This window comes from Euryhalocaulis sp. (assembly GCF_013911995.1).
Classification (GTDB): Bacteria; Pseudomonadota; Alphaproteobacteria; order Caulobacterales; family Maricaulaceae; genus Euryhalocaulis; species Euryhalocaulis caribicus.
Genome location: NZ_JACESD010000006.1, coordinates 27,000 through 52,714 on the forward strand (window position 1 = coordinate 27,000; position 25,715 = coordinate 52,714).

Here is a 25,715-nt window from a genome sequence, read left to right on the forward strand (position 1 = left end):
TGCGGCGTCAAACGGCTATCCATCAGGCGGAACGAAGGCTTCGGCCTCGATTTCCACCAGCATGGCCGGATCGATCAGAGCGCTGACCTCGACCATTGTCGTCGCCGGGGGATGGTCCGCGAAAACGGCGCGGTGCGCATCGCCGACCGCTTCCCACCGGCTGATATCGGTCACGAACATGCGGGTGCGCACGACGTGGCTCATATCCGCGCCGACATCGCGCAGCGCCTTGTCGATCACCTGCAGACAGCGGACAGTCTGGGCGTTGGCGTCGCCGGGCGCGACGACCGATCCATCCTCCGCCACCGGGGCACAGCCCGTGACCCAGATATGCGGCCCGCACCGCACGGCCCGGCAATACCCGACCCTGGCTTCCCAGGGCGCGCCGGCGAAGGCGCGGCGGGGCGTGAATTCGGTCATGGGCGGCACTCCTCGAACATTAAAAAACCTTAGGCTGACGGGCGCTGAATCCTGATTTAAACATGCGATATGCCGACGCAGCCCGCGCCCCATGCCGCCTATCCTTACCAATTGCCGATGACGCGCGAAATCGCCCATCACCGGCATGATCGCCCGTATGCCACGCTGATCCTGAGCGGCGCATACGAGGAGGCCGGGGATTCGGGACGGTGGCGCGTGGAAGCGGGCGATGTTCTGATTCATGGCGCGTTTTCCGCTCACAGAGACGGGCTGGCGCGGCGGCCATCCATGGTGCTGGACCTGCCCCTGCCCTTCAGCGCCGAATTCGGCCCCTGCTGCGGCAGGGTTCGCGATCCCGACGCCATCGTCGCGGCGGCCGCGAATGACCGGGCGGAAGCGGCGGATTTACTGATTGAGATGATGACGGAAGACGCCGCCGCGCAGGGTGACGCGCCGGACCTGCTGGCGCGGGCGCTGACGCATGACGGCGCGGCGGGAATAGCGGACTGGGCGTCGGAAGCGGGCCTGACGCGGGAAACATTGACCCGGCAGTTCAGCCGGCTCTATGGCCTGCCGCCCGCGCGCTATCGGGCCGAGGCGCGCGCCCGTGCGGCCTGGCGGCAAATTGTCGGGGCGGAAGACCGCCTGGCGGACATCGCGGCGCAGGCGGGGTTCGCCGATCAGCCGCACATGAATCGCGGCGTCAAAGCCCTCACCGGATACACGCCGGGGCAATGGCGGCGCTGGCGCAGCGAAGCGTCACATAGGTTCAAGACCTGACGCCGCGCCGCCTTCAAATGGGGGCATGACTGACACGCTCCCCGCCGCGCGCCCCGCCCGTCCGTTTTTTCAGGTCACCGGTTTCCGGTTCCGCCTTTCCTCGCTGATCGCTCTCATTGCCGCCGGCCTCCTGATGGAGGGAATGCTGCGGCTGGGCCGAATTCCGGCCAAATGGCTGTATCTGAACGGGCCGGAGTTCTTTGACGGCCGCATCTGGATCTATGTCGGACTGGCCATCCTGTTTCAGGCGCTTTTGGGGCTTCTCGGGATTATCGTGATGCGGTTCGCGCTGCCGCGGGCCGACGCGCATCTGCGTTGGCCGCCGGGGCGCAGCTATGCCGGGCTGGCGCTGCTGATCGGTATAACGATGGGCCTGATCATGCTGGTCGCCGATTACTGGCCACAGATGCTCTCTGGCGGACCTCTGAACGAAACCTATCCTGTCGATCCGGTGGACTCCCCCGGCTGGCTGGCGGCGCTGGCGATCACCGGACTGGCGGAGGAAACCATCTTCCGCGGGCTGCTGGTGGGCGGGCTGGTCTTGTTCCTGCCGGGGCGCGTGCGGGCCGGCGCGTTCGAGATTCCGCTGGCCGGGGTGGCGGTTGCGCTGATGTTCGGCGTGGCGCACTGGCAGGCCTTTGTCGTCGATCCGCTTCACATGGCCCTTGCGCAGCAGAGCTACGCCTTCGCCTGGGGGCTGATCTATGTCTGGCTGATGGAGCGGTCGCGCAGCCTGCTCGCCCCGATCATCGCCCATGGCGCGGGCAATTCGACAGAGGTGGGCCTGATCATGCTCTGGACTGTCGCGGCGGGCTGACCGGCCTTTACAGCTGGTCCAGCGATGGGCCGCCTTCTTCGCCCAACCAGCCGCGCCCAGCCTGCTGACGCGCCAGCGCGGCGCCGTCGACATCGCCCCGGGCCTCGCGGGCCATGGCCAACCCCCAATAAGCCCAGGCATTATCGGGGTTCTGCACAAGCGTGCGATAGAATTCCTGCTCGGCCCGCGGAATCTGGCGGTCCATCAGTAGCGCCGCCGCATAGCTCTGCCGCACCGGATAGTACCAGTATGGCGGCTCCGTATAGGGCAAAGCGTCCTGTATCGTGGCCGCCGCGCCAAAATGATCAATGGCGGCGGCGTAATCCTCATCGGCGACCGCCGCGCGGCCCAGCACCACCTGATGCATGATTTCCACGACTTCCAGCGCAGGAACGAAGCCGTCGATCAGGTCCTGAAAATCTCCCTCCGCTTTCAGGGCGGAAATTTCTTCGGCCGTTTCACGCGCGGCGGGGGCATCGCCTGAACGGGCCTGCGCCTCCCCCCGCGCATAAAGCGCAGCGGCTTTCAGGAAATCATGCGCGCCGTCAGGCGGCGCCGAACGGGCCAGAATGGTTTCGGGGGCCTCAAACTGAACCGCGGCCAGCGTGGGCGCCGCGGCGATGGGCGTCACCCAGGCGGCGGTCTTCGCCATTTCAGGCGGCAGCGCCTCGGCCAGTTTCGGGCCGAACGCGGCGACGGTTTGCGCATCGCCGGCGCGCTGGGCGGAAGTCAGAACGAAATGGACATTGTGCGGATAATAGCCGTAGCGATAGACCGGGCTGGCGTCCTCGCCCGCAGCGTCCAGATACGCCTCGTCGGCCACCACCGCATCGATATTGGTCTCGATGGAATCGGCAAAGCGGCCGATGCGGTAATAGGTGTGGGACGGCATATGCACCAGATGGCCCGCCCTGGGGGCCAGCGCCGCCAGACGCTCCGCATAGGGCTCCGCGCGCCATGGATTGGCCGAGGCTTCCGTGGCGTGGATATAGAGATGGATAGACGGCGCATGGTCCGGATTGCGCGTCAACACGCGCTCCAGCCGTTGCAGCGCCGCGCCCATGCGCCCCTTGGAGGTCAGCTGGTCCGCTTCCCAGTAGTCCCAGGCTTGCGTGTCCATTGCCGCTTCAACCGCCAGCGACTGAATCTCGTCATTGTCCGGATAGGCGTCCGCTGCCCCGGCCATGGCGTCCGCGAAGGCGGCGTCCAGCGCCGCCCGGTCCGCGTCCGGCGCATCGGAATAGCGTGTCTGAAGCGCATTTATGAGGGCTTGCTCCGTTGGACCGGCGCTATCGCTGCGGGCTAGAGCGGCGCGGGCCGTCTCCAGGGCGCGCGCATTGTCGTCCGGGTTCATGGGCGCGTTGATGTTTGGCCCCAGCGCCCAGGACTCGCCCCACAGGCACATGGCGCAATCAGGATCGGCCGCCTGCGCGGCGCGGAAGGACTGGATGGCGGCGGCATGGTTGAAGGCGTTTGCCCAGCGCAAACCTTGCAGGAATTGCTGACGCGCTTCGCCGCTGCCGGTCGTGATCTCCAGATAGGACGGGCCGAGGCCGGTGACGGGATCCGTCGCCGCCCCCTCGCCCAGACCGGCATCCTGTGCATAGGCCGAGGCCGCCGTCAGGAAGGCCGCACGGCGTTTCAGAAAACCATTGCCGTCAGGGCCGCCGCACAGCGTACGCGCCACCGAGAGCGGATCCATGGGGTCAAGCCGATTGCCAGCCGTTTGCTGCGGCGCGGAAGTAACATGAATGCCCCCGGCCGCCGCAAACGCCAGCGCCGTTCCGAAAAGAACCCGAATTTTCATGGATGCCTCCCCAGGCGATGAAGCCCGGGGAGGATATCACGGCCGGATAATTGCCAGAAGCAATTAAAAGCGAGGAATGATCCCCATCAGCCCTGCGGCTTCATCAGGTCCATGGCGATGGCGGCCATGCCTTCCGCGCCCATCGTGACAGACGCTTCCGGGTCCGGCGCGAAATAGGCCGAATGGTTCGGGGGCGGGCCCTGATCCTTCGCGGCGTATTCGTCGATCACCGATTGCGGCGTGCCGCCGACCCAGAACATGAAGGCGGGAATATCCTCATCGGTGCGGCTGTAGCGGGAGAAATCCTCGCCGCCGGTGATCGGGTCCATCTGCACGATGGCCTCCTCGCCGAAGCGCGCTTTCAGGACTTCGACGCCCTGCGCGGTCAGTTCGGGATCATTATAGGTGGCGGGCGTATAGGGCTCCTCCACTTCAACGACAGGCATCAGGTCATCGGGGACGCCGAAGGCTTGCGCCTGTCCCACGGCCACGCGCTCAATGCCTTCAAGCAGGTCCTGACGGACTTCGTCCTTGAAGGAGCGGACCGTGATCTGGAGGTGCGCCTCCTCGGGGATGATGTTGTGCTTGGTGCCGGCATTGATCGCGCCGACTGTCACCACGCCGGTATCCAGCGGATTGATGTCGCGGGAAACCAGCGTCTGCAGGCCGGTGATGATGTAGGCCGACAGCGCGATGGGGTCCTTGGCCGTGTGCGGCGCGGAGCCATGACCGCCAATGCCTTTCACATGGACGTCCACGGAGTCGACATTGGCCATCGCATAGCCCGGCACATAGCCGATCTTGCCGGCCGGGATGTAGGAAAATGTGTGGAAGGAGACGACCGAGTCCGGCTGCGGGAAACGCTCATAGAGACCGTCCTCCAGCATGTCGCGGGCGCCGAGGCCGATCTCTTCGGCCGGCTGGCCGATCAGGACCAGCGTGCCGGACCATTCATCCTTGCGCTCCGCCAGCTGGCGCGCGGCGCCGACCAGCGCGGTCATGTGGGTGTCGTGGGCGCAGGCGTGCATGACAGGCTGCATCTGGCCCCGGCGATCTTCCTGTGTCGCAGTGGAGGCGTAATCGACGCCGGTTTTTTCTTCCACCGGCAGGCCGTCCATGTCCGCGCGCAGCATGACGGTCGGCCCCTCGCCGTTCTCCATCGTCGCGACAAGGCCTGTGCCGCCGACATTTTCCGTCACTTCGAACCCCGCCGTGCGCAGCTCTTCAGCCAGACGCGCCGCGGTCTCGTTCTCCATCAGGGAGAGTTCGGGATTGGCGTGAAAATGCTTGTAGAGATCGCCCAGATAGGCGTGGTAATCGCTCTGGATCGCGGACTTCAGATCATCCTGAGCAAGGGCCGGAGCGGCCATGACGAGTGTGGCCGTGGCGGCCAGGAGCATGCGGCGCATATGATTTTCCCATCGCATTATTGATTTCGATTGCGCGCATTCGACCGTGGCCGCGGCGCGCCGTCAATGCGACGGGGAAAACATTATTCGCCGCCGCCGAAGCGGGCGGACCATTCCTCGATCTGTTCGTCCTCGATCTTGGCGAACAGCACGTCCGGCGGCTGGATGGCATGGCCGTGAGGCAACCGGTCCAGCAGGGCCTTGGGATCGCTGAAGTCCCAGTTTCGCTGATCTTCCGGCACGTCCAGCGCATCGAGAATTTTCTTCGCCGCGAATGGCACGAGCGGCTGGGCGATGAGGCCGAAAAGGACCGCCAGGTTCAAGCCCGTGCGCACGCCGATCGCGGCGGCGTCCACGTCTTCCTTGTACTTCACCCAGGGTTCGGCGCGGGTGAGATATTCATTGCCGGCCGCCCAGATGGCGCGGGTCTCCGCCGCCGCCTTGCGGAAATCCATGGCGTCGTAGTGGGCCACAAGCTGCGGCAAGCGCTGTTCCAGCTCCGCCGCCATCCAGGCCTCCGCTTCGCCCGGCTCTCCCGCCGCGGGGACCGCGCCGTCGAACTTCGAGGCCGTATATTTGGTGATCCGGTTGATGAAATTGCCGAGCGTGTTGGCGAGGTCGGCGTTCACCGCCGCCTGGAACCCTTCCCAGGTAAACGCCGCGTCCGAACCCTCCGGCGCGTTCGCCATCAGGTACCAGCGCCAGTAATCGGCGGGCAGCAGCGAAAGCGCCTGGTCCATGAAGACGCCGCGCTTGTTCGACGTGGAGAACTTGCCGCCATACCAGGTGACCCAGTTGAAGGCTTTCAGCCGGTCCACCGTTTTCCACGGCTCCTCGGAGCCCAGAATCGTCACGGGAAAAGAGACGGCGTGGAAGGCGACATTATCCTTGCCCATGAACTGGACATAGGAGACATCGTCCGCGCCCTTGTCGGTGCGCCACCAGCGCTCCCACTCCCCGCCGGTCGCCTCGGCCCATTCGGCGGCGGCCGCGATATACTCGATGGGGGCGTCGAACCAGACATAGAAGACTTTTTCCTCGAACCCCTCACGCGGTTCGCCGTCCTTCAGCACCGGCACGCCCCAGTCCAGATCGCGGGTGATCGCGCGGTCCTTCAGCCCCTCGTCCAGCCATTTATAGGCGATGGACTTGGCCAGAGAGGGCCAGCCGTCCGCTGCGTCCACCCAATCGCGGAGCCGGTCTTCCATCTTCGATTGGAGAAGATGCAGGTGTCGGGTCTTGCGGACTTCCAGGTCCGTGGAGCCGGAAATCGTTGAGCGCGGATTTTTCAGGTCAACCGGATCCAGAAGCGACCCGCAATTATCGCACTGGTCGCCCCGGGCGCGCTCAAATCCGCAAACCGGACACTCCCCCTCGACATAGCGATCGGGCAGGAAGCGTTTGTCGGCGTTGGAATAGACCTGCTCGTCGACGCTCTCGGCAATCAGGCCCTTGTCTTCCAAAACCTGCGCGAAATGCTGGGTCAGCTCGGAGTTCTGAGGATTGGAGGAGCGGCCAAACCAGTCCCAGGAGAGGCCGAACTCCTCCCCTACCCGCTTTTGCAGCGCGTGCTGTTCGTCGCAATAACTCCGCACGTCCATCCCGGCCTCGGCCGCCGCCAGCTCCGCCGGGGTGCCGTGTTCGTCGGTCGCGCACAGATAAAGGACCTCGTCTCCTTCCAGCCGCTTGACCCGCGCATAGACGTCCGCCGGCAGCATGGAACCGGCCAGATTCCCCAGATGCTTGATGCCGTTGATATAGGGCAAGGCGGACGTGATCAGGATACGGGCCATTTGTTTTCTTGTCGGCTTTCTTTGTGAAGGGGCGTAAAATCAGGCGTCAGCGGCCATGAGTCGCCGTAAATAACGGGCGGGTCATAACGCGCCCGCCCTGGGGAGGAAACATCATGCCTAAGATTGCAGGAATCAATGTGGTTGCCGTGATTGTAGCAGCCATCGTCATCTATGCCGTCGGCTTCCTTTGGTACGGCGTACTGTTCTCCGAGGCCTGGGTCAGCGCCATGGGCTACACGGAAGCCGAGCTGCAGGAGGGAAGCCCCGCCTGGATGGCCGTCGGCTTTATCATTTCGCTGCTGACCGCAATCGGCCTGGCCGTCGCCCTGCGCTGGAACGCCATTGCCTCTCCTGCTGGCGCCGCCCGCCGCGCGGGGGTGCTGTGGCTGTTCTTCGGCCTGTCATTTTGCATGTATGGCTGGGTCTACAGCCCCGCCCACTCGACAACGCTGTTGCTGATCGATGCCTCGCACCTACTGGTGGGCTGGGTTGCCGCAGCCATCGTTCTGAGCCTGTTCAGAGACTAGAGCTCATTTAAATTCAGTGACTTAAAGGCCCGTCAGCGTCGCTGGCGGGCCTTTTTACGTCATATTTTTTATCGTTTATGAAAAAAACTTCATCGAAAAACGATAAAAACCACTTGACCGTTATTCGATATGGATTTATCGATAATCAACAAGACGGGAAAACAAGCCCCGCAACGGAGCCGCCAAGAGCTCCAAAAGTGAAAAGAGAAGTCGTTAAACCAAGGAAGAAACAAAATGCTCAGTCTCGACAAAATCACCTCCGCTATGGTCGGCGCCAGCTATACGCTGCTGACCGTGTGCGTCGCGGCGGTCTTCGTGTCGGCCTTTACCCCGACCGTCATCTAACCGCCCAACCGAACACCGTCTCGGCGGTCCGCATCGTCGAAAACCCCATCGAGCAGCCCCACGCAGCGGCCCGCGAGACGGAATAGAAGCCCCCGGTTTCCCCAAAACCGGGGGCTTTGCTTTATGGAGAAGCCTGAACGGTCCGCCTTGCCGCCAGGCGGTCGCGCAGCGAAAACCGGGTGGTCAGCACGACCGCCACAAAGGCCAGCCCCGCGGCAAGCCCCAGCCATATTCCGACCCCGCGCATGCCGAACGTGAAGGCGCAGACATAGCCAAGCGGCGCGCCGACCAGCCAGTAACCGGCGATCGCCACCATCATCGGAATTCGCGTATCGCTCAGCCCGCGCAAAGCGGCGGCGGAGACCACCTGCCCCGCGTCCACGAACTGAAACAGGCCCGCGACGACAAGATAGGAGGCCGCCAGGGCCACGCTGGCCTGATTGGCCGGATCGCCGGGATCCAGATAGAGCGAGACCAGCGCGACCGGCGCGATCAGGAACAGCGTGCAGGTCGTCGCCGCGAACCCCGCCGCCAGCGCCAGCGATGCGTAGCCCGCCTTGCGGACCCGGTCCGGGCTGCCCGCCCCGTGGGCCAGCCCGACCCGGATGGTTGTCGCCTGGCTGAGGCCGAACGGCACCATGAAGGCGATGGCCGCGCATTGCACCGCCACGGCGTGGGCGGCAAGTTCATTCACGCCCAGCCAGCCCATCATAATGGCCGCGGCGGCAAAGATGCCGACCTCCGCCACCATGGTCATGGCGATCGGCGTTCCGATACGGAAAATTTCACGGAACTGCGGCCAGTCTGGCTTCCATATCCGCGCCAGGACCATGTAGCGCCGGTAGCGGCGATGACGCGTGATATAAACCAGCAACATCGCGAACATCGCCCAGGCGGTCAGCGTGGTGCTGACGCCCGCGCCCTGAAGCTCCATCCGCGGAAATCCGAAATTGCCGAACATCAGCGCGTAATTGCTGAACGCGTTCAGGACGACGCCGAACAGCGTGACGCCCAGGATCACCGGCGTATCCCCCCGCGCGGAAATCAGCGATTTGGGCGGCGTGAGGAGAATCGCGGCCGGAACGGCCCAGGCGGCGAACAACAGATAGTCGCCCGCCATCACTGTCAGGTGCGGCTCCTGCCCCAGCAGCCGCAGAAGCGGGCCGCCGTTCAGCAAGAGCGGCACGCCGATCAGGCTGAGCAGGACGGAGATCCACAGCCCCGGCCGCACGGTGCGCCGCACCAGCCGGTAGCGGCCCGCGCCAATCGCCTGCGAAATCATCGGCGCGGTGGCTGTCAGCAAACCGATGCCCCCGATCATCACCGGGTGGACCAGCGTCATGGCGATGGTGCCCGCGGCCAGCGGCTCCGGCCCCAGCCAGCCCATCATGATGACGTCGGTCGTGGTCAGCGCCATCTGCGCCATCTGCGCGATGATCAGCGGCCAGGCGAGCCGGAACGTGGCGCGGAATTCGTCGCGCCAGCTGACTGAAATTGCGTTCCGGTTGCTCATGTCTCGCGCCGCGCCGTTCAATAGCCTTGCCGGGCGTTCCTAAGCCAAGGCGGCGGGAAGTCGACCCCTGATCCCCATGCGTTCCCGCATGTCAGCGATCAGGAAAAAACGGGCCGGGTCACCATGAGGGCGAAAATCGCGAGTACTCCGGCGAAAGCGGGCCATCCCCGACGGCCGAGATCTGTATGAACCGGCGGACGCCATTCGCCTCGCACGCCCGGAACACGCTCTCCGCGCCGGATATGTGCGCCGTACGGGTGGAATCCCTGCCGCCGTCCTGCAGCACGCCAACGCAATTTATGACAGCGTCGACGCCGTTCAGAATTTCCGCCCAGCGGGGCTGGGCCGGCGGATCGGCAAAATCGATCTCGGCCCAGTCCCAGAACGCATAACGGCGCCGGGCGAACGCAATGTCCCGCCCGGCGCCGCATACATCGTGGCCGCGTTGTGAGAGGGCCGCCATCAGTTGCGCGCCGACAAACCCGTAACCGCCGAGTATCAGGACGCGCATGGTCTGGCGTCAGCCCCTAGAACGGGATTTCGTCGTCGAGTTCGAAATCTTCCTTCTGACCGCCGCCGGAGCCGCCGCCAGACGAATAACCGCCCTGGTCGCTGGAGCCGCCGCCATAGGAGCCGCCGCCCTCGACCTTGGAGTCGAGCATCTGAAGCTCGCCGCGGAACTTCTGCAGCACGATCTCGGTCGTGTATTTGTCCTGCCCCTGCTGGTCCTGCCATTTACGGGTCTGGAGCTGGCCTTCGATATAAACCTTGGAGCCCTTGCGCAGATAATTCTCCGCAACCTTCACGAGGTTCTCATTGAAGATGGCGATGGAGTGCCATTCCGTCTTCTCGCGCCGCTCGCCGCTGGCCTTGTCACGCCAGTTTTCCGAGGTTGCGAGACGCAGATTGGCGACGCGATCGCCGGAATTCAGCGAGCGGATTTCCGGGTCGCGGCCCAGATTGCCCACCAGAATGACTTTGTTGACGCTGCCGGCCATGAGACCTCTCCATACCGATTCTTCAAATTCGCTGTGTTGCTTATGCCGCGAGCGGCTTGCCATCTAAAGCGTCCGCCCCATCTGGCCTGTGGATGACGGCGCGGGCGGCGCATAAGATGTTCACATTATGTTCGCATCGTCAAACATCCTGTCGTAAAAATACGGCGAAGTTCGATTCGCCGGTTCGAGACGTTTTAGACGGTCCTATGGCTGAAAGCATGAAATCCATTCGCGTGCAGGGCGCGCGCGAACACAATCTGCGCGACGTCACGGTCGAGATCCCGCGGGACGAGCTGGTGGTAATCACCGGCCTGTCCGGTTCCGGCAAGTCGTCGCTGGCGTTCGACACCATCTATGCCGAGGGGCAACGGCGCTATGTGGAGTCGCTGTCGGCCTATGCGCGCCAGTTCCTGGAGCTGATGCAGAAGCCGGACGTGGATTCGATCGAGGGTCTGTCGCCGGCAATCTCCATCGAGCAGAAAACGACGTCCAAGAATCCGCGCTCCACGGTCGGCACCGTCACCGAGATTTACGACTATATGCGCCTGCTCTGGGCGCGGGTGGGCGTGCCCTACTCCCCCGCCACGGGCGAGCCGATCACCAGCCAGACCGTCAGCCAGATGGCCGACCGCATTTTGGCCATGGATGAGGGCACGCGGCTTTACCTGCTGGCCCCCATCGTGCGGGGCCGAAAGGGCGAATACCGCAAGGAGTTCGCGGAGCTGATGAAGCGCGGCTTCCAGCGCGTGAAGGTGGATGGCGAATTCTATCCGATCGAAGACGCACCAGAGCTGGACAAGAAATTCAAGCACGACATCGACGTGGTCGTGGACCGGCTGGTCGTACGCGAAGGTCTGGAAACGCGGCTGGCGGATTCGCTGGAAACCGCGCTGGAGCTTGCCGACGGCATCGCTGTGGCGGAGCTGGCCGACGAAACCGACAAGAAGGGCAATGCCGAGCGGATCATCTTCTCGGAAAAGTTCGCCTGTCCGGTTTCAGGCTTCACGATCCCGGAGATCGAGCCGCGCCTGTTCTCGTTCAACAACCCGTTCGGGGCCTGCCCCGAATGCGATGGGCTGGGGCTGGAGCTTCAGTTCGACCCGGCGCTGGTCGTGCCCGATCCGTCCAAAAGCCTGGATGCTGGCGCGATCAAGCCATGGACCCGGACAACCTCGAAACTCTACCTGCAGACCCTGCGCGCGCTCGCCAGGCACTACAAGGCGCCGATGACCAAGCCCTGGCGGGAGCTGGATGAGGATTTCCGCCAGGTCGTGCTCTATGGCACGGGCGGGGACAAAGTCCGCTTCACCTATGACGACGAGGTCCGAAAGTTCGAGACGACCAAGCCGTTCGAAGGCGTCATCCCCAATCTGGAACGCCGGTGGAAAGAAACCGAGTCCGCCTGGATGCGCGAGGAGCTGTCCCGCTTTCAGTCCGCCGCGCCATGCGAGCGTTGCGGGGGCAAGCGCCTGAAAGACGAGGCGTTGGCGGTAAAGATTGACGGTATCGATATATCCGCGGCCGCCGAGAAATCGATCCAGCACGCCCGGGAATGGTTTGACACGGTGGAGGCGACGCTGTCCGAAAAGGACAAGGCCATCGCCTACCGGATCCTCAAGGAAATCCGCGAGCGGTTAAAGTTTCTGGTCGATGTCGGACTTGAGTATCTCACGCTAAGCCGTTCTTCCGGAACGCTTTCCGGCGGTGAAAGTCAGCGCATCCGCTTGGCTAGCCAGATCGGCTCCGGCCTCACCGGGGTTCTTTATGTGCTGGATGAACCCTCCATCGGCCTGCACCAGCGCGACAATGAGCGCTTGCTGGAAAGCCTGCAGGGGCTGCGCGATCTGGGCAATACCGTGATCGTGGTGGAGCATGACGAGGAAGCCATCCTGACCGCCGACCATGTAATCGATATGGGTCCGGCGGCGGGCGTGCATGGCGGCCACGTGGTGGCCGAGGGCAAACCGGCCGAGATCATGGCCAATCCGAAAAGCCTGACGGGCAAGTACCTGTCCGGCGAAGCGGAAGTGCCCCTGCCGGATCAGCGGCGCAAACGGAAAGCCAAGCGCGTGGTCACCGTGAAAGGCGCGACGGGCAACAATCTAAAGGACGTCGACGCGGAGTTTCCGCTGGGGTTGTTCGTATGTGTGACCGGCGTGTCGGGCGGCGGCAAGTCCACCCTGACCATCGAGACGCTCTACAAGGCGGCCGCGCGCCACCTGAACGGGGCGTCCATGCCGCCGCTGCCCCATGACGACGTGCTGGGCCTGGAGCAACTGGACAAGGTTATCGATATCGACCAGTCGCCGATTGGCCGCACGCCGCGCTCCAACCCGGCGACCTATACCGGCGCCTTCACCCCGATCCGGGACTGGTTCGCGAACCTGCCCGAGTCCAAGGCGCGCGGCTTCAAGCCGGGACGCTTCAGCTTCAACGTGAAGGGCGGCCGCTGCGAGGCGTGCAAGGGCGACGGCGTCATCAAGATCGAGATGCATTTCCTGCCCGACGTCTATGTCACCTGCGATGTCTGCGACGGCGCGCGATACAATCGCGAAACGCTGGAAATCAAATATAAAAACAAGTCGATAGCCGAAGTTCTCGATATGACGGTGGAGGAAGGTGCCGCCTTCTTCAAAGCCGTCCCCTCCATCCGGGACAAGCTGGTGACGCTGGAGCGTGTGGGCCTCGGTTATGTGAAGATCGGCCAGCAGGCGACGACGCTCTCCGGAGGCGAGGCCCAACGGGTCAAGCTGGCGCGGGAGCTGTCCAAGCGGGCCACGGGACGCACGCTCTATATTCTCGACGAACCGACGACCGGGCTGCACTTTGAGGACGTGCGCAAGCTTCTGGAAGTGCTTCAGGCGCTGGTGGACACCGGCAATACCGTCGTGGTGATCGAGCATAATCTGGACGTCATCAAGCAGGCGGACTGGCTGGTGGATATCGGCCCGGAAGGCGGCGACGGTGGCGGAGAGATTGTCGCTGCAGGCTCTCCGGAGGACGTGGCCAAGGTTGAGCGAAGCTGGACCGGGCGGTTCCTGAAGCCGGTACTGAAGCGCCACGCAGAGCGCTCATCCCGACAGAAGAAAAGCGCCTAGAGCACGAAAAACCAGATCAGCCCGCCCCCGGTGGCAAGGGCCGCCGCCAGCCCCAGAAGGACCACGAAGCCGTCATGGCTGGTCAGGCCAAGGGACAACAACACGACAGCCATGCCCGGGATCATGATGCCGCCCGGAATGATGGAAAAAGCGAACATCGCAAACCCCATCGCCAGACAGACAAACGACACCAGCCATGCGGACGCCGGGTTGAGAAGCTGCTGCAGGCGCGGCTCGAACAGTCGGTCGACACGGGCCAGCCATGGCTTGAAGCGGTTCACGGCCTTGTCGAAGGAATCGCGGGGTATGGCTGCGTTGCGCAATGGTCCCGGAAGCCAGAGCTTGTCGCGATTAAAAACGAATTGCACCGAGATCAATACGACCAGCGCTGCGGCGCCCCAGCTAATGCCGGGTAAAGCGCCAATGCCGGGAAGCACGGAGATCAGGGCCGGGACCAGCAAAAGCGGCCCGTAGGAGCGCGGTCCGAAAGCGGAAAGGACTTCCCCGACGTCCAGCTCATCGTCATCGTCGTCTTCGCGGGACTGGATTTTCTCCAGCACCTGAACAAGCGTCATGGGACGCTTATCGTCACTATTGTTTGCCATCTGATCCGCCTTAATCTGCTGATCAGAACGCAATCGGGGTTTGATGGTTCAACCCGCCGGGGCTTTGCGCCTGCCAATCAGGGCAATACCCAGAGCAATCAGCGCCAGCAATCCCGCACTGATCGCCATGGATGGTTCGAAAGCCTCGACTTGCGTCGCTTCCATGAACGCCTCCACGGAGACCGCCGCCGGATAGCTCCCTTCGCTGCGCGCCGCCAGACCGGCGATGACCGCAACCACCAGCGAGAAATTATAAGCGGCGTGGGCTCCGGCGACGCCTATCACCGAGCCCTCCCGGATTGCGTAGAAAGCGAAGGCTGTCCCGACAAAACCCACCCCTGCTATCGCCACCAGACCCGCCATGGGCGCCAGCAAGACGTAATGAACATGCGCCAGCGCGAAGGTTATGGAGCTGATGATGATCGCCATGGCCGCGCCGCGGCGCGCCGCGATGGCTGACAGCATCCAGCCGCGAAACGTGAACTCCTCGGCGCCGGACTGGATCGCGAACATGACCGCCAGAGCGGCAAGGATAACGAGCCAGCCGGGGGAGCCGGCCATGAGGCTCAGACCTTCGAGCAGCGCGCCCGCCTCATCAGGCGCCATCGCCGCGTCCACGCCGATCATAACGGCGGCGATCATCAGACCGGCCGCCAGCCCTCTCACATAGCGGCCAAAGCTGTTGGGGCCCGTCCATCCTGCGGTTCTGACCGAACGCCGTTCAAAGCCGCGAAGCCAGAAGACCGTGACCAGTATGAGGAACCCGAAGCCCACGGCGATCCCCGTCGCCAGAGGCCAGAACATCAGATCCGGCGTCGCCTCGCCGCCTGTCAGGACGCCGCCGGCGGCAATCCCTACGAACACGATCAACAGAACCGGAAGCTGGATCAGGGCGACAAAGCCCAGCGCCACCAGCGGCGCGGCCCAGACATAGGTCAGACGCGCCGTGTCTGGCGGTGGAGGGAAAACCGCGCGCTGGCCGCTCACGTGCGGTTTCCATCCTTGTCATCGGTTTCAGTCGGCTCGCTGTCCGGGCTGGAGGGCGCCGATGTTCCGTCACGCTCCGCGTCTTCAGTCCAAGTTTCCGTTTCCGCGAGATCCTGGGACTCATCCTCATCGGCCTCGGTCGAGGCGGCCTCGTCATCCCGGACTTCGGCGGCCTCATGTTGAGAGGCCTCCAGCGCGGCGATCGCGCCCGTGACAGGGTCAGGATGTTCCTCCTCCTCCGCGTCGCCGGATTCCGGCTCCGCCTGCCCTTGAGCGCTTTCAGCTTCATCAGGGGCTGGATCATGCGGCGGCGCCTGATCGGCCGCAGCCATCGCAACCGGCGCCACGGCGGCCGTCGCCGCCACCGGTATCGTCCCGGCGTCTTCTTCGGACTCCGGCTCGGCCGATGACCCGGCCGGGCCGGGCTGGACCGGCGCGGGAATTTCCGCTTCCGCCTCAGGGGGCGGCGTATCCAGCAATGCGCGCTGCTTGACGCGATAGGCGTTGATGCCCGCGAATGACGCCTGCAGCAGGAATTGCGGAATCAGGGAAACGAAGGTCAGAACGCCGATGATGATCAGCGCGTCCCGGCTCAGAAACTGCTCGAACATCGCCATGATGTCTTCATCGCTCACCGTGTCGGGATCGACGAACATCATCTCGCCGAAATTCATTCCGGCCACGACGACCAGCACGACCTGGCCAATGGTGGACACGGCGAACGAGATCGCGAAATAGATCAGATAGGCGATGACGAACGCGCCCAGCATCGTCCAGAAAACATCTTTCGTGGCGCCAAATGCCCTGAAGAAGCTGAAGCGGCGATCATGGATGGTCAGCGCCGCCGCCGGGGCGAACTTTACGCCGACCCAGATCATCAGCCACAGGCTGACAAGTATGAACAGGACCGCCCCGGCCATCAGCGCAGTGCTTTCCAGCGCCGCCCCTGCCGACAGCAGCACCATATTGGGCACCCAGACCAGCAACATCAGGATCACCCAGAAGACCGAGATGATCATCAGCTGGAATTCGCCGCCGCCAAAGCGCGGCATGGCGCTGCGCCCGTAAAACCAGCGCAGAAGCGCGGCGTCGAACACGGCGTACACGATCCAGTAGAAAAGGAAGGCCGCCGCGCTCATCAGCCAGATACGGCTGGTCGCCGCGAAAAACTCTGCCGGCGTCTCCGGCTCATTGCCTGCAAGGGCGTAGAAATTTTCAAAGAAAGGCAGCACGGCCCAGATCAGCCCGGCGGCGAACAGGATATGCAGTATGGCATAGACCGCGAATATCAGGATCAGTCCGCCCATGCGGCCCGATCCGGCATATTTGAATACGTGGAAAGCAGCGTCTCCCAGATCGAAATCCCGCTCCACGGCGTCGGCGCCCTGTGTCATCGTGCTATCTCCCCAACTCGCGCAACCGCGCGGCCCGCGTCCCTTGCGGGCCGCCGTTCATGCGAAACCTATCGCATTAAACTCTATTGCAGGAAGCAAGAGCTTGAATTTTTAACGAAATCAAGCGGTCTCTCGTGGCGGGCGAAGACCTTTATAAAGATAGGCGTAAAGCCCGGCCCCGACCACGCCCATGGTCGCCGACGATATGAACTGGATGACAAAGGAGACGATCACCGCCCCGGTTCCGGCGGCGGCGATCTGCGGAGCCAGCAGGCTCTGGACCAGAACCAGCGGAAGGAATAGCGGCAAAAGCGCCAGAACCAGCGCCGCGAAAATCCGCAAGGCGGAGCCCTTGGTCCACCCCCAAGCCGCCAGCAGGACGAACCGGCGTTCGGCGATTGTCGCGGCCATCGCCAGGGAAAGCCGGACATTGACCCAGACGACAAGCGCCACAATGGCGATCATGCCGATGATATATATCGCTCCGGCGGCCGGCCCCAGAAGCGAAATAAAATTCGTGTCGGCGCTGATCGAGGCAGACTCGATCGCCTCCAGCCCGACATCGGATGCTGCAACGCTCATGACCACCAGCATCAGGGGGAAGATTGCGACTATCGCGACCAGAATGACGAACAGGCCAAGGGCGGCGATCACGCCCGCCAGCCGCAACTCATCCGACCCGAAGCTGACGCCAAACTGTCCGGCGTCTTCGGGGCGCAAGGCCAGCCTGTAGAGCGCAGCCTGATAGACAACGAACCCGGCCAGACCGGCGACAAGGCTGAGGAAGGCCAGCCCCGGCGTGATCGAACCCGGCGCGGCCATGGACGGATAGGCCAGAACCGCCCCCGCCAGGCCGGCGATCAGGGCCGCCGGAACAGCGCGCAGCCAGTGGCTGACGAAGAAGCCATAGGCGGCCTGAACCGTCTGGATAATGGGGACGCTGCCCTGCGGTTCGTTCATTCGTCTGCCCGTTCCTTCCAGCCTTGAATTCACCAGATCGCTTAGCATCACTTGACCGCGCCGCCAAAGCCGCGGGCTCACGCAAAAAACGTCTTTTCCACCCTTGCGCGCAGCGTTGCGATCGGCCCTGATTGCATGCGGGCGGAGATGAAAGGCCATTCATGTCGAAATTTTCCAGCGGGGACGCCGCAATTTACGGTTTTACGCTTTTCAAGCGCGCCCCAGGCACCGTGACAGGCGTTCTTTTGTTATTGTTTATTACAATAGCATTCCAAACGACCATATCTTTTCTTCCCGTATTTACAGGTTGGCCGAGCACAGGCGAGACCGGAAACCCAAACATATCGTACGAAATATTGACCAAGTGGAGCTGGTTTTTTCTCCTACTCAGCTTCCTTCTCTCCTATACGGCGTGGTTCATGATCTGGGCCGCGATTTTGCGACCGCTTACGCGTGATCAGTGCAGTCAGAGCAGGGGGTTTTTAGGCTTGAAGATAGGCATGGATGAGCTGAGGCTTTTCGTGCTGGCGCTTCTTCTCATGGCGTTATTTGTAATGGTCTATCTTTTTCTTTTCACGGTCGGGGTAATTCTGGGGTTATTTGTCGGCCTCATGGGTCATGCATTGGATGGCCCGAGTAACCTGACAGTGGCCTTCATATTTACAATTCCATTCATAAGCCTGTTTGCGTTTTTATATCTCGCGATAAGACTGTCGCCAGCTTTCGCCGCCACGATCGGGGAACAGCGATTTGTGATCTTCGAGGCATTCAATATGACCCGGGGACGTTTCTGGGGCATTTTCGGGGCCTATGCGCTGGCCTACCTCATGGTCATCGGCATTTTTCTGGTACTCTGGGTCGGGGCGCTAGCGATGACAATTCTGGTATCCGCGCCGCTCGAAGAAATGACGCCGGGCACCATATTGCGTAAATTCGATCTGGCGCTGCTTCCCGTCTTCCTTGGCCCAGTAGCAGGCTTTGTTATTGGGGCCATCTATCTCTTCGGGATGCTGCCGATCATGGGTGTAGGCGCGTATGTCTATCGCCACTGGGCGCAGCAGCGTGACGACGAACATCCCAATAACCAGGCCGCGGCTATGGTTTAATGCGCTGCGTTAATTACCGAAGAATCTCTTTCCGCCAGCCGGCGTTCCGCCTCGAACATATAGTCGCGGGTGATGGGCAGGGCGTTGCCGCGCTTGGCCAGCTGGATCTGGAACACCATCTGGCCGCCATTGCGGAACGCCACCTCCGCGCCGGCCAGATAGAATTCCCACATCCGGCAGAAGCGTTCGTCGTAGATCTCCAGCGCCTTGTCCCGGTTGGCTATAAATCGCTCGCGCCAGGCGCGGCACGTTTCCGCATAGTGTAGGCGCAGGATCTCGACATCGGTGACCCATAGACCGGCCCGCTCGATCGACGGGATGACCTCTGACAGCGCCGGGATATAGCCGCCGGGAAAGATATATTTGCGCAGCCACGGGCTGGTCGAACCTGGCCCGTTGCCGCGCCCGATGGAATGAATGAGGGCGACGCCGTCATCCTTCATCAGGCGCGCGACCTGTTCGAAATATTCATCGTAATTGCCCGGCCCGACATGTTCGAACATGCCGACCGAGACAATCCGGTCATAACCGGCGCGAGTCTGGCGGTAATCCTCCAGCCGGAAATTGACCTGACTTTCCAGACCGGCCCTGTCGGCGCGCTGACGGGCAATCTTGATCTGCTCCTCCGACAGGGTGATCCCGTCCACCCGGACACCGCACGCTTGCGCCAGATACAGCGCCAGCCCGCCCCAGCCGCACCCGATATCCAGAACGCTCTGGTCCGCCTCCAGCATCAGCTTGGACGCCAGATGCCGTTTCTTTTTCAACTGGGCCGCTTCCAGATCGTCCCCGGGCGCGCCGAAATAGGCGCAGCTATATTGCCGGTCGGAGTCCAGAAACAGATCATATAAACCCGCGTCCAGATCATAGTGATGGGCAACATTCTGCCGCGCGCTCTTGGTTCTGTTCCGTGTCTGGAAGGGCCGCATGGTCCGGCGGACGCGCTTGAGGAATTTCTTCAGCGGGAAGTCGAGCTTTGCGCGGGTAACGAGGTCGAGAAAATCATAGATGCTCCCCTCCTCCACCGTCAGCGCGCCATCCATATAGGCCTCGCCCAGCCGCAGCTCCGGATCCATGAAAAGACGGCGCTGGGCGGCCCTGTCACGGAGGCGGATGGTGACGGAAGGCCCCGGTGAAGCGCCTTCATAGACATGGCGCTGGCCGCCCGCGTCGATCACCGTCAGACGGCCTTCACGGATCAGATGCTTCAGCAACTTGCCGGGCAGGAACATGGGCGCGTCCCTCTTCAAATGCACGCTGGTGACAGGATGACTCAAAACCGCCGCGCTGCAACAGGCATCACAGGGAAAGTGACTCGCCCTTGACCGCGCGGCGCAGGGGTTCGATATGCCCGCCATGTCGATGAAACCCATACATGTGATTGGCGGCGGAATGGCCGGTTCCGAAGCGGCCTGGCAAATCGCCGAGGCCGGCGTTCCGGTCATCCTCCACGAGATGCGGCCCGAGCGCGGAACCGAAGCCCACCAGACCGATGGTCTGGCGGAGCTTGTCTGCTCCAATTCCTTCCGCTCGGATGACGCGGAAAACAACGCGGTCGGGCTGCTGCACGAGGAAATGCGGCGCTGCGGCTCCGTCATCATGGCCAATGGCGACGCCCATCACGTGCCCGCCGGCGGCGCGCTGGCCGTGGATCGCGACCGGTTCTCCCAAGGCGTGACGGAAGCCCTGGAAAACCACCCCAATGTGACCATCGAACGCGGCGAGGTCGCAGGAATTCCGCCGGAAGACTGGGACAGCGTGATTATCGCCACAGGCCCCCTCACCTCGCCCGCTCTGGCCGAGGCGGTGAAAGGCCTGACCGGCGAGGACGAACTGGCCTTCTTCGACGCCATCGCGCCCATCATCCACCACGAGTCCATCAATATGGACGTGGCCTGGGCGCAATCGCGCTACGACAAGGGCGAGGAAGAGGCCGACAAGGCCGCCTATATCAACTGCCCCATGGACCGGGAGCAGTACTACGCCTTCATCGACGCCTTGCTGGATGCGCCCAAGACCGAATTCAAGGACTGGGAAAAAGACACGCCCTATTTCGAAGGCTGCCTGCCGATCGAAGTGATGGCCGAGCGCGGGCGCGAGACGCTGCGCTATGGCCCGATGAAGCCGATTGGCCTGACCAATGCCCACCAGCCGGACGTGAAAGCCTACGCGGTCGTGCAGCTGCGGCAGGACAATGCGCTCGCCACGCTGTGGAACATGGTCGGCTTCCAGACCAAGCTGAAATATGGCGCGCAGACCGATATTTTCCGTATGATTCCGGGTCTGGAAAACGCGGAGTTTGCGCGGCTGGGCGGCATCCACCGCAATACATTCATCAACTCGCCCAAGGTTCTGGACGGGGCCTTGCGCCTGCGCGCCATGCCGCGTCTGCGCTTCGCCGGACAGGTGACAGGCGTGGAGGGCTATGTGGAGTCCGCGGCGATTGGCCTTCTGGCCGGACGGTTCGCCGCGGCCGAGCGGCTGGGCCGGGATGTCACGGCGCCGCCCGCCACGACGGCGCTGGGAGCCTTGCTGACCCACATCACGGGCGGCCATCTGGAGGGCAAGCAGACCTTCCAGCCGATGAACGTGAATTTTGGCTTGTTCCCGGATATCGAAAAGCCCACGCACGATGCCGACGGCAACAAAATCAAGGGCAAGGAAAAAGGCCGCGCCCGCAAACGCGCCCTGTCCGCCCGCGCGCTGAATGACGTTAATGACTGGCTGAACGCCAGCGCCGCCGCAGAAGCGGCGGAGTGACCGTCTATATCGCCCTCCTTCGCGGGGTGAATGTAGGCGGGCACAACAAGCTGCCCATGAAAGAGCTGACGGAACTCTGCGCCAGGCTCGGTCTGGAGGACGTGCGGACTTATATCCAGAGCGGCAATATCGTGTTCCGCTCCAGCATCCCGCCGTCAGATATCGCGGCATCCATCCATGCCGGAATCGCCGAACGCTTCGGCTTCGACATTCCGGTCATTGTCTTCGATGCCGATGAATGGGGGCGGATCCTGTCTGCATGCCCCTATGGCGCGCTGGCGGCCGAGGAACCGGCAAAGGTTCTGGTTACCCTGCTGGATGGAAAGCCGGCGGAAAGTCAGTTGGAAAAGCTATCCGGCGTGGTCAGCGGCGATGAAGCGTTTCACCTGGACGGACGGGCCCTGTATTTGCGCCTGCCACAGGGCGCGGGTCGATCCAAACTGGCGGCGCGCGTCGCGGCCGCCAACTTCAAGACGCCCGCGACCGCGCGCAACTGGCGAACCATGCTGAAACTCGAAGAAATGGCGCAAGGCCTGGACGGCTAGAGGCGTCCGGTTGCGCTGGCCCACACCATGCGCGCCTGCCTCAGGATCAGCGGCGGCTCCCCCTTCCCGGCAAATGCGTCGTAATCCGGCCGGGACATGCGATCGAGATAGGCCGGGATAAGCGAGGCATAGAGCAGCGCCGGGGCCGCCTCCGATGGCAGGTCCGCAAAGCGGGCGCGCGCCTCCCGATGCTCGCGGCGGATGGAGGCGATGACAGGCTTGAACAGGGCGCGGGCGGCTTCAGGATCCTGATCCCGGGTCATGTCGGCCACGCTGACGCCCGCCTCGTCATAGGCCTGCTGCGGCAACCATCGCCGGTTATGCGCCAGATCGGCCGCGAACCCGCGCAGCATGCCGGTCATGGCCCATGCGATTCCCGCGTGCTTGATGGCCGCCTCCCCCGCGGCGGAAATGTCCTCGCCCGGCAAGGTCAGCCAGACCGCCGCGCGCATCAACGTCGCGGCGGACCGGTCCGCATATTGTTTCAGGTCCGCGATAGTCTGGAACGGTTCCGCGTCCAGATCGCGGGCGCGGACATTGATCATGCGGTCAATCCAGACGCGCGGCGGCGCGCCGCTGGAAAAGGCGTGACTGAGGCCAAGCGCCGCTTCGTGTCCGCGGACCTCGGCATCGGGATCGTAGATTTCCTCGACAACCTCGCGCCACCAGGCCAGCCGCAAATCGCCCAGCATCGGCTCGGTCACACGGTCACGGATTCGCGCCAGCTCATCATTGAAGGCGTAGAGCGCGATCAACCGGCGGCGGATCGTGCGCGGCGCAAACAGCGTGGCCATGCGCCGGTCCGGATCGGCGCGCATCAGACGATTATCAAGCTCCTGCCACATGGCGCGCAAGCTAGACCCAATTATTGAATTTCTATTGTTCAGCCGTCACAGGGACCAAAGCCGCAGCGATATCGCGCCCCTGCCCCAGCAACACATTATAGGTTCGGCACGCCGCGGGCGTCGGCGCGGCTTCCAGACCGATGCCGCGGTCCAGCAGCGCCTTGTTCAGCGTCCACGGGATGTGCCGCATTTCGTCGCCCAGGCCCAGAAGCAGGATTTCCGCCTCCCGCTCGCCTTCCAGCACCGGGGCGAACATCTCGACGGTAAAAGGCCCGGATTCGGGCGGCGTCCAAAAGCTTACGGATTCACCGCGCAGAAACAGCGGGCCTTCACGCCAGGCGCCGCCCACCCGAAATCCGCCCGGGCCATATGAATCGATGGGCGGCGCAGCGAAAGGCGGCGTCTCAAACCTCACGAGTCCTGTTCGGATGTCCCGCGTTTCACGCCGGTCAGCAATAGCAGCGGCGAAGCGACAAAGATGGAGGAATAGGTGCCGATCAGGACGCCCCAGATCATCGCGAACGAGAAACCGCGGAGCACCGCGCCGCCCAGGAAGAACAGGGCGAAAAGCGCGATCAGCGTCGTGATGGAGGTCATCAATGTGCGCGACAGGGTCTGGTTGATCGACAGGTTCAGAAGTTCGGCCAGCGGCATGCGCTTGAACTTACGCAAATTCTCCCGGATGCGGTCATAAACCACGACGGTGTCGTTCATCGAATAACCGACAATGGTCAGGATCGCCGCAATGGAGGCGAGATTGAACTCGAATTGCGTGACGGCGAACATGCCCATCGTGGCAATCACGTCATGGGTCAGCGCGATGACCGCGCCCAGCGAAAACTGCCACTCAAACCGGAACCAGATATAGATCAGCATGGCGCCCAGCGCGAGGCCGACCGCCAGAATCCCCGCCCGCACCAGCTCCCCCGAAACGGCTGGACCGACCACCTCGACCCGGCGGAATTCAACGCCGGGCAGCATCTCGACCAGCGTTTCCTGAACCGTGTTCGCGGCCTGTTGCTGCGCCCGTTCGGCCGCCATTTCGACTTCCGGGTTTTCCGGCTCCTGCTGCCGCATCTTGATCAGGACATCGTTCGCCGCGCCGAAGGTCTGCACCTGGACTTCGCCAAATCCGAGTCCGTTCAGGCTATCGCGGATCTCGGTCAGATTGGCGTCTTCCTGGGTCTCGATCTCGATCAGCGTGCCGCCAACGAAATCGATGCCCAGATTCAGGCCCATGGTCGCGAACGCCCCGATAGAGGCAATCATCAGGACCGCGGAGAACAGCATCGCGACGAAACGGCCCTTGATGAAGGGAACCTTGGTGGTTTCGGGAACGATATGAATGAGGGAAAAACGCATGAACGCTTACCTTAGATCGGGAGGGTCTTGGGGCGCGCCATGCGCAGCCAGAGCGAGGCGATAAGCCGCGACAGGACGAAAGCGGTGAACACCGAGGTCAGGATGCCGATGCCCAGCGTCACGGCGAAACCGCGAACCGGGCCGGAGCCGAACTGGAACAGCAGCACCGCCGCGATCAGCGTGGTGATATTGGCGTCCAGAATGGTGGACAGCGCACGGGTATAGCCCGTCTCGACCGAATTAACCGGCGACCGGCCCGCGCGCGATTCCTCGCGTATCCGCTCGAAGATCAGCACGTTGGCGTCCACCGCCATGCCGATGGTCAGGATGATGCCCGCAATGCCCGGCAGTGTCAGCGTCGCCTGCAGCATGGAAAGCACGCCGGCGATCAGCATGACGTTCGCGAACAGGGCGATATTGGCGAACACGCCGAAAACGCCATAGGCAATCAGAACAAACACGACGACCGCCAAGAAACCGACCACGGCGGCAAATTCACCGGCCTTGATCGAATCCGCGCCCAGTCCCGCGCCGACCGTGCGCTCTTCAACCACGGTCAGCGGCGCGGGCAGCGCGCCGGCGTTCAGAAGCGTCGCCAGATCCGTTGCGCTTTCAATTGTGAAATTGCCTTCGATATAGCCGCTGCCGCCGGTAATGGGGCTGTTGATGCGGGGCGCGGTAATCACCTTGTCGTCCAGAACGATGGCAAAGCGCCGGCCGACATTATCGGTCGTGATGTCGCCAAAAATCTTGGCCCCGGACAGGTTGAAGGAGAAGTTCACCACCGGCGCGCCGGTCTGGGGGTGAGAGCCCTGATAGGCGTTCTTCAGGTCTTCGCCGGAGAGCACCGCGCGGCGGCGTACAAGGATGTCCGGCTGGCCCGCCTCGTCGCTGGGCACCAGACGCGCGCCCGGCGGCACCCGCCCCTGCATCGCCGATGTCAGATCGCCCGGGTTGTCGGAATAGACCAGGTGGAAGGTCATCTGGGCGGTCTGGCCGATCAGCTCCTTCAGACGCTCCGGGTCATCCAGACCGGGAACCTGCACCAGAATCCGGTTGTCGCCCTGACGCTGGATATTGGGTTCGGTTGTCCCGTATTCGTCAATCCGCTTGCGGATAACCTCGATGGATTGCTGGACGATGTCGCGGGACAGCTTCTCCAGCGCATCTTCAGTCTGGACCATGCGGAAGGTCGTGTCGTCCACCTGCTCGATGGAAACGCTGCGCGGATTGGATTGCCCCGGAACCAGAATGCCGCTGACCGGCCGCGCCAGGTCTTCCAGACGGTCGGCCACCTCTTCCATGTCGCCATCGCCCAGAATGCGCACTTCGACAGCGCCGTTCTGGACCGTCACGCGATGAGGGATCAGCGGATCCTCACGCAGCACCTGCTTGGCGTCATCAACCAGCGCCTCCATGCGCTCGCCGCGCACGGCGTCAATATCGACCTCGAACAGGAGGTGCGACCCGCCGCGCAGGTCGAGACCAAGATTCATCGTCTTGTCAGGCAGGAAGCCCGGCCAGGACTGGCGGACATTCTCAGGCAGGGCATTGGGCAGCGCATAGAGCAGCCCAATGACCAGAACAGCGAGAATCAGCGTGACTTTCCAGCGCGCGAAATAAAGCATGAGGCGACCTCAGGAA

23 protein-coding genes are annotated in these 25,715 nt (G+C 63.1%); 7 read left to right on the forward strand and 16 right to left on the reverse strand.

Features of this window, described 5'->3' with window-relative positions:
* Positions 1–15: 15 nt before the first annotated feature.
* The gene (locus H2040_RS02655) at positions 16–420 is read right to left on the reverse strand and encodes a RidA family protein (protein WP_022696644.1); all 405 of its coding nucleotides are present in this window, start codon (positions 418–420) and stop codon (positions 16–18) included.
* Positions 421–489: 69 nt separating this feature from the next.
* Here H2040_RS02655 and H2040_RS02660 point away from each other — a divergent pair, with 69 nt between their 5' ends.
* Positions 490–1,200 carry a helix-turn-helix domain-containing protein gene (locus H2040_RS02660; RefSeq protein WP_287154175.1) on the forward strand — a complete coding sequence of 237 codons (711 nt, stop codon included), beginning with the start codon at positions 490–492 and terminating at the stop codon, positions 1,198–1,200.
* Between the two features lie 25 nt (positions 1,201–1,225).
* Positions 1,226–2,017, forward strand: a complete 792-nt coding sequence (locus tag H2040_RS02665; RefSeq protein ID WP_287154177.1) for a CPBP family intramembrane glutamic endopeptidase — start codon at positions 1,226–1,228, stop codon at positions 2,015–2,017.
* A 7-nt stretch (positions 2,018–2,024) separates the two neighbouring features.
* Here H2040_RS02665 and H2040_RS02670 read toward each other — a convergent pair whose 3' ends face one another.
* The 3 genes from H2040_RS02670 to metG all read right to left on the reverse strand — a co-directional run bounded on the left by H2040_RS02670 (position 2,025) and on the right by metG (position 7,026).
* Complete coding sequence (locus tag H2040_RS02670; protein WP_287154180.1) at positions 2,025–3,824, reverse strand: tetratricopeptide repeat protein; 1,800 nt, start codon at positions 3,822–3,824, stop codon at positions 2,025–2,027.
* Positions 3,825–3,910: 86 nt separating this feature from the next.
* Complete coding sequence (locus tag H2040_RS02675) at positions 3,911–5,233, reverse strand: M20 metallopeptidase family protein (protein WP_287154183.1); 1,323 nt, start codon at positions 5,231–5,233, stop codon at positions 3,911–3,913.
* Between the two features lie 83 nt (positions 5,234–5,316).
* The gene (metG, locus tag H2040_RS02680; protein ID WP_287154185.1) at positions 5,317–7,026 is read right to left on the reverse strand and encodes a methionine--tRNA ligase; all 1,710 of its coding nucleotides are present in this window, start codon (positions 7,024–7,026) and stop codon (positions 5,317–5,319) included.
* Between the two features lie 146 nt (positions 7,027–7,172).
* On the opposite strand from metG, the gene H2040_RS02685 reads away from it, so the two are divergent.
* Positions 7,173–7,553 carry a DUF1761 domain-containing protein gene (locus tag H2040_RS02685; protein WP_161624588.1) on the forward strand — a complete coding sequence of 127 codons (381 nt, stop codon included), beginning with the start codon at positions 7,173–7,175 and terminating at the stop codon, positions 7,551–7,553.
* 466 nt (positions 7,554–8,019) lie between these two features.
* Here the strand turns inward: H2040_RS02685 and H2040_RS02690 are convergent, their stop codons facing one another.
* The 3 genes from H2040_RS02690 to ssb all read right to left on the reverse strand — a co-directional run bounded on the left by H2040_RS02690 (position 8,020) and on the right by ssb (position 10,409).
* Complete coding sequence (locus H2040_RS02690; protein WP_287154188.1) at positions 8,020–9,411, reverse strand: MATE family efflux transporter; 1,392 nt, start codon at positions 9,409–9,411, stop codon at positions 8,020–8,022.
* A gap of 118 nt (positions 9,412–9,529) precedes the next feature.
* Positions 9,530–9,922: an NAD-dependent epimerase/dehydratase family protein gene (locus H2040_RS02695; RefSeq protein WP_287154190.1), complete on the reverse strand. Its 393-nt coding sequence runs from the start codon at positions 9,920–9,922 to the stop codon at positions 9,530–9,532.
* A gap of 16 nt (positions 9,923–9,938) precedes the next feature.
* Entirely contained in the window at positions 9,939–10,409 is a 471-nt protein-coding gene (gene ssb / locus H2040_RS02700; protein ID WP_287154193.1) for a single-stranded DNA-binding protein, read from the reverse strand.
* Between the two features lie 206 nt (positions 10,410–10,615).
* Here ssb and uvrA point away from each other — a divergent pair, with 206 nt between their 5' ends.
* Complete coding sequence (uvrA, locus tag H2040_RS02705) at positions 10,616–13,507, forward strand: excinuclease ABC subunit UvrA (protein ID WP_353844775.1); 2,892 nt, start codon at positions 10,616–10,618, stop codon at positions 13,505–13,507.
* On the opposite strand, the gene H2040_RS02710 is transcribed toward uvrA, so the two are convergent.
* From H2040_RS02710 to H2040_RS02725, 4 genes are all read right to left on the reverse strand, one after another.
* Positions 13,504–14,082, reverse strand: a complete 579-nt coding sequence (locus H2040_RS02710; RefSeq protein WP_287154198.1) for an exopolysaccharide biosynthesis protein — start codon at positions 14,080–14,082, stop codon at positions 13,504–13,506. The two genes, uvrA and H2040_RS02710, sit on opposite strands and share 4 nt — an antisense overlap.
* Positions 14,083–14,160: 78 nt before the next feature.
* Entirely contained in the window at positions 14,161–15,099 is a 939-nt protein-coding gene (locus H2040_RS02715) for a CPBP family intramembrane glutamic endopeptidase (protein ID WP_287154200.1), read from the reverse strand.
* On the reverse strand, positions 15,096–16,493 hold the full coding sequence (locus tag H2040_RS02720; RefSeq protein ID WP_287154202.1) for a hypothetical protein: 1,398 nt from the start codon (positions 16,491–16,493) through the stop codon (positions 15,096–15,098). The genes H2040_RS02715 and H2040_RS02720 overlap by 4 nt, the downstream gene beginning before the upstream one ends.
* A gap of 120 nt (positions 16,494–16,613) precedes the next feature.
* Positions 16,614–17,453, reverse strand: a complete 840-nt coding sequence (locus tag H2040_RS02725; RefSeq protein WP_287154204.1) for a hypothetical protein — start codon at positions 17,451–17,453, stop codon at positions 16,614–16,616.
* Between the two features lie 161 nt (positions 17,454–17,614).
* Here H2040_RS02725 and H2040_RS02730 point away from each other — a divergent pair, with 161 nt between their 5' ends.
* Positions 17,615–18,559: a hypothetical protein gene (locus H2040_RS02730; protein WP_287154206.1), complete on the forward strand. Its 945-nt coding sequence runs from the start codon at positions 17,615–17,617 to the stop codon at positions 18,557–18,559.
* Here the strand turns inward: H2040_RS02730 and H2040_RS02735 are convergent.
* Positions 18,556–19,791, reverse strand: a complete 1,236-nt coding sequence (locus tag H2040_RS02735) for a cyclopropane fatty acid synthase (protein ID WP_287154208.1) — start codon at positions 19,789–19,791, stop codon at positions 18,556–18,558. The two genes, H2040_RS02730 and H2040_RS02735, sit on opposite strands and share 4 nt — an antisense overlap.
* Positions 19,792–19,915: 124 nt before the next feature.
* Here H2040_RS02735 and trmFO point away from each other — a divergent pair, with 124 nt between their 5' ends.
* Together trmFO and H2040_RS02745 are read left to right on the forward strand one after the other, a co-directional pair.
* On the forward strand, positions 19,916–21,319 hold the full coding sequence (gene trmFO, locus H2040_RS02740; RefSeq protein ID WP_353844778.1) for a methylenetetrahydrofolate--tRNA-(uracil(54)-C(5))-methyltransferase (FADH(2)-oxidizing) TrmFO: 1,404 nt from the start codon (positions 19,916–19,918) through the stop codon (positions 21,317–21,319).
* Positions 21,316–21,864 (forward strand): DUF1697 domain-containing protein, encoded by a 549-nt coding sequence (locus H2040_RS02745; protein WP_287154212.1) that lies wholly within the window; start codon positions 21,316–21,318, stop codon positions 21,862–21,864. Before trmFO ends, H2040_RS02745 begins: the two co-directional genes overlap by 4 nt.
* On the opposite strand, the gene H2040_RS02750 is transcribed toward H2040_RS02745, so the two are convergent.
* From H2040_RS02750 to secD, 4 genes are read right to left on the reverse strand one after another with little or no spacing between them, the layout of a single operon-like run.
* Complete coding sequence (locus H2040_RS02750; protein ID WP_287154214.1) at positions 21,861–22,709, reverse strand: squalene/phytoene synthase family protein; 849 nt, start codon at positions 22,707–22,709, stop codon at positions 21,861–21,863. The two genes, H2040_RS02745 and H2040_RS02750, sit on opposite strands and share 4 nt — an antisense overlap.
* Before the next feature lie 31 nt (positions 22,710–22,740).
* The gene (locus H2040_RS02755; RefSeq protein WP_287154216.1) at positions 22,741–23,124 is read right to left on the reverse strand and encodes an Mth938-like domain-containing protein; all 384 of its coding nucleotides are present in this window, start codon (positions 23,122–23,124) and stop codon (positions 22,741–22,743) included.
* Entirely contained in the window at positions 23,121–24,071 is a 951-nt protein-coding gene (gene secF / locus H2040_RS02760) for a protein translocase subunit SecF (protein WP_287154218.1), read from the reverse strand. The genes H2040_RS02755 and secF overlap by 4 nt, the downstream gene beginning before the upstream one ends.
* Positions 24,072–24,082: 11 nt before the next feature.
* On the reverse strand, positions 24,083–25,699 hold the full coding sequence (gene secD, locus H2040_RS02765; RefSeq protein WP_287154220.1) for a protein translocase subunit SecD: 1,617 nt from the start codon (positions 25,697–25,699) through the stop codon (positions 24,083–24,085).
* Positions 25,700–25,715: the final 16 nt, after the last annotated feature.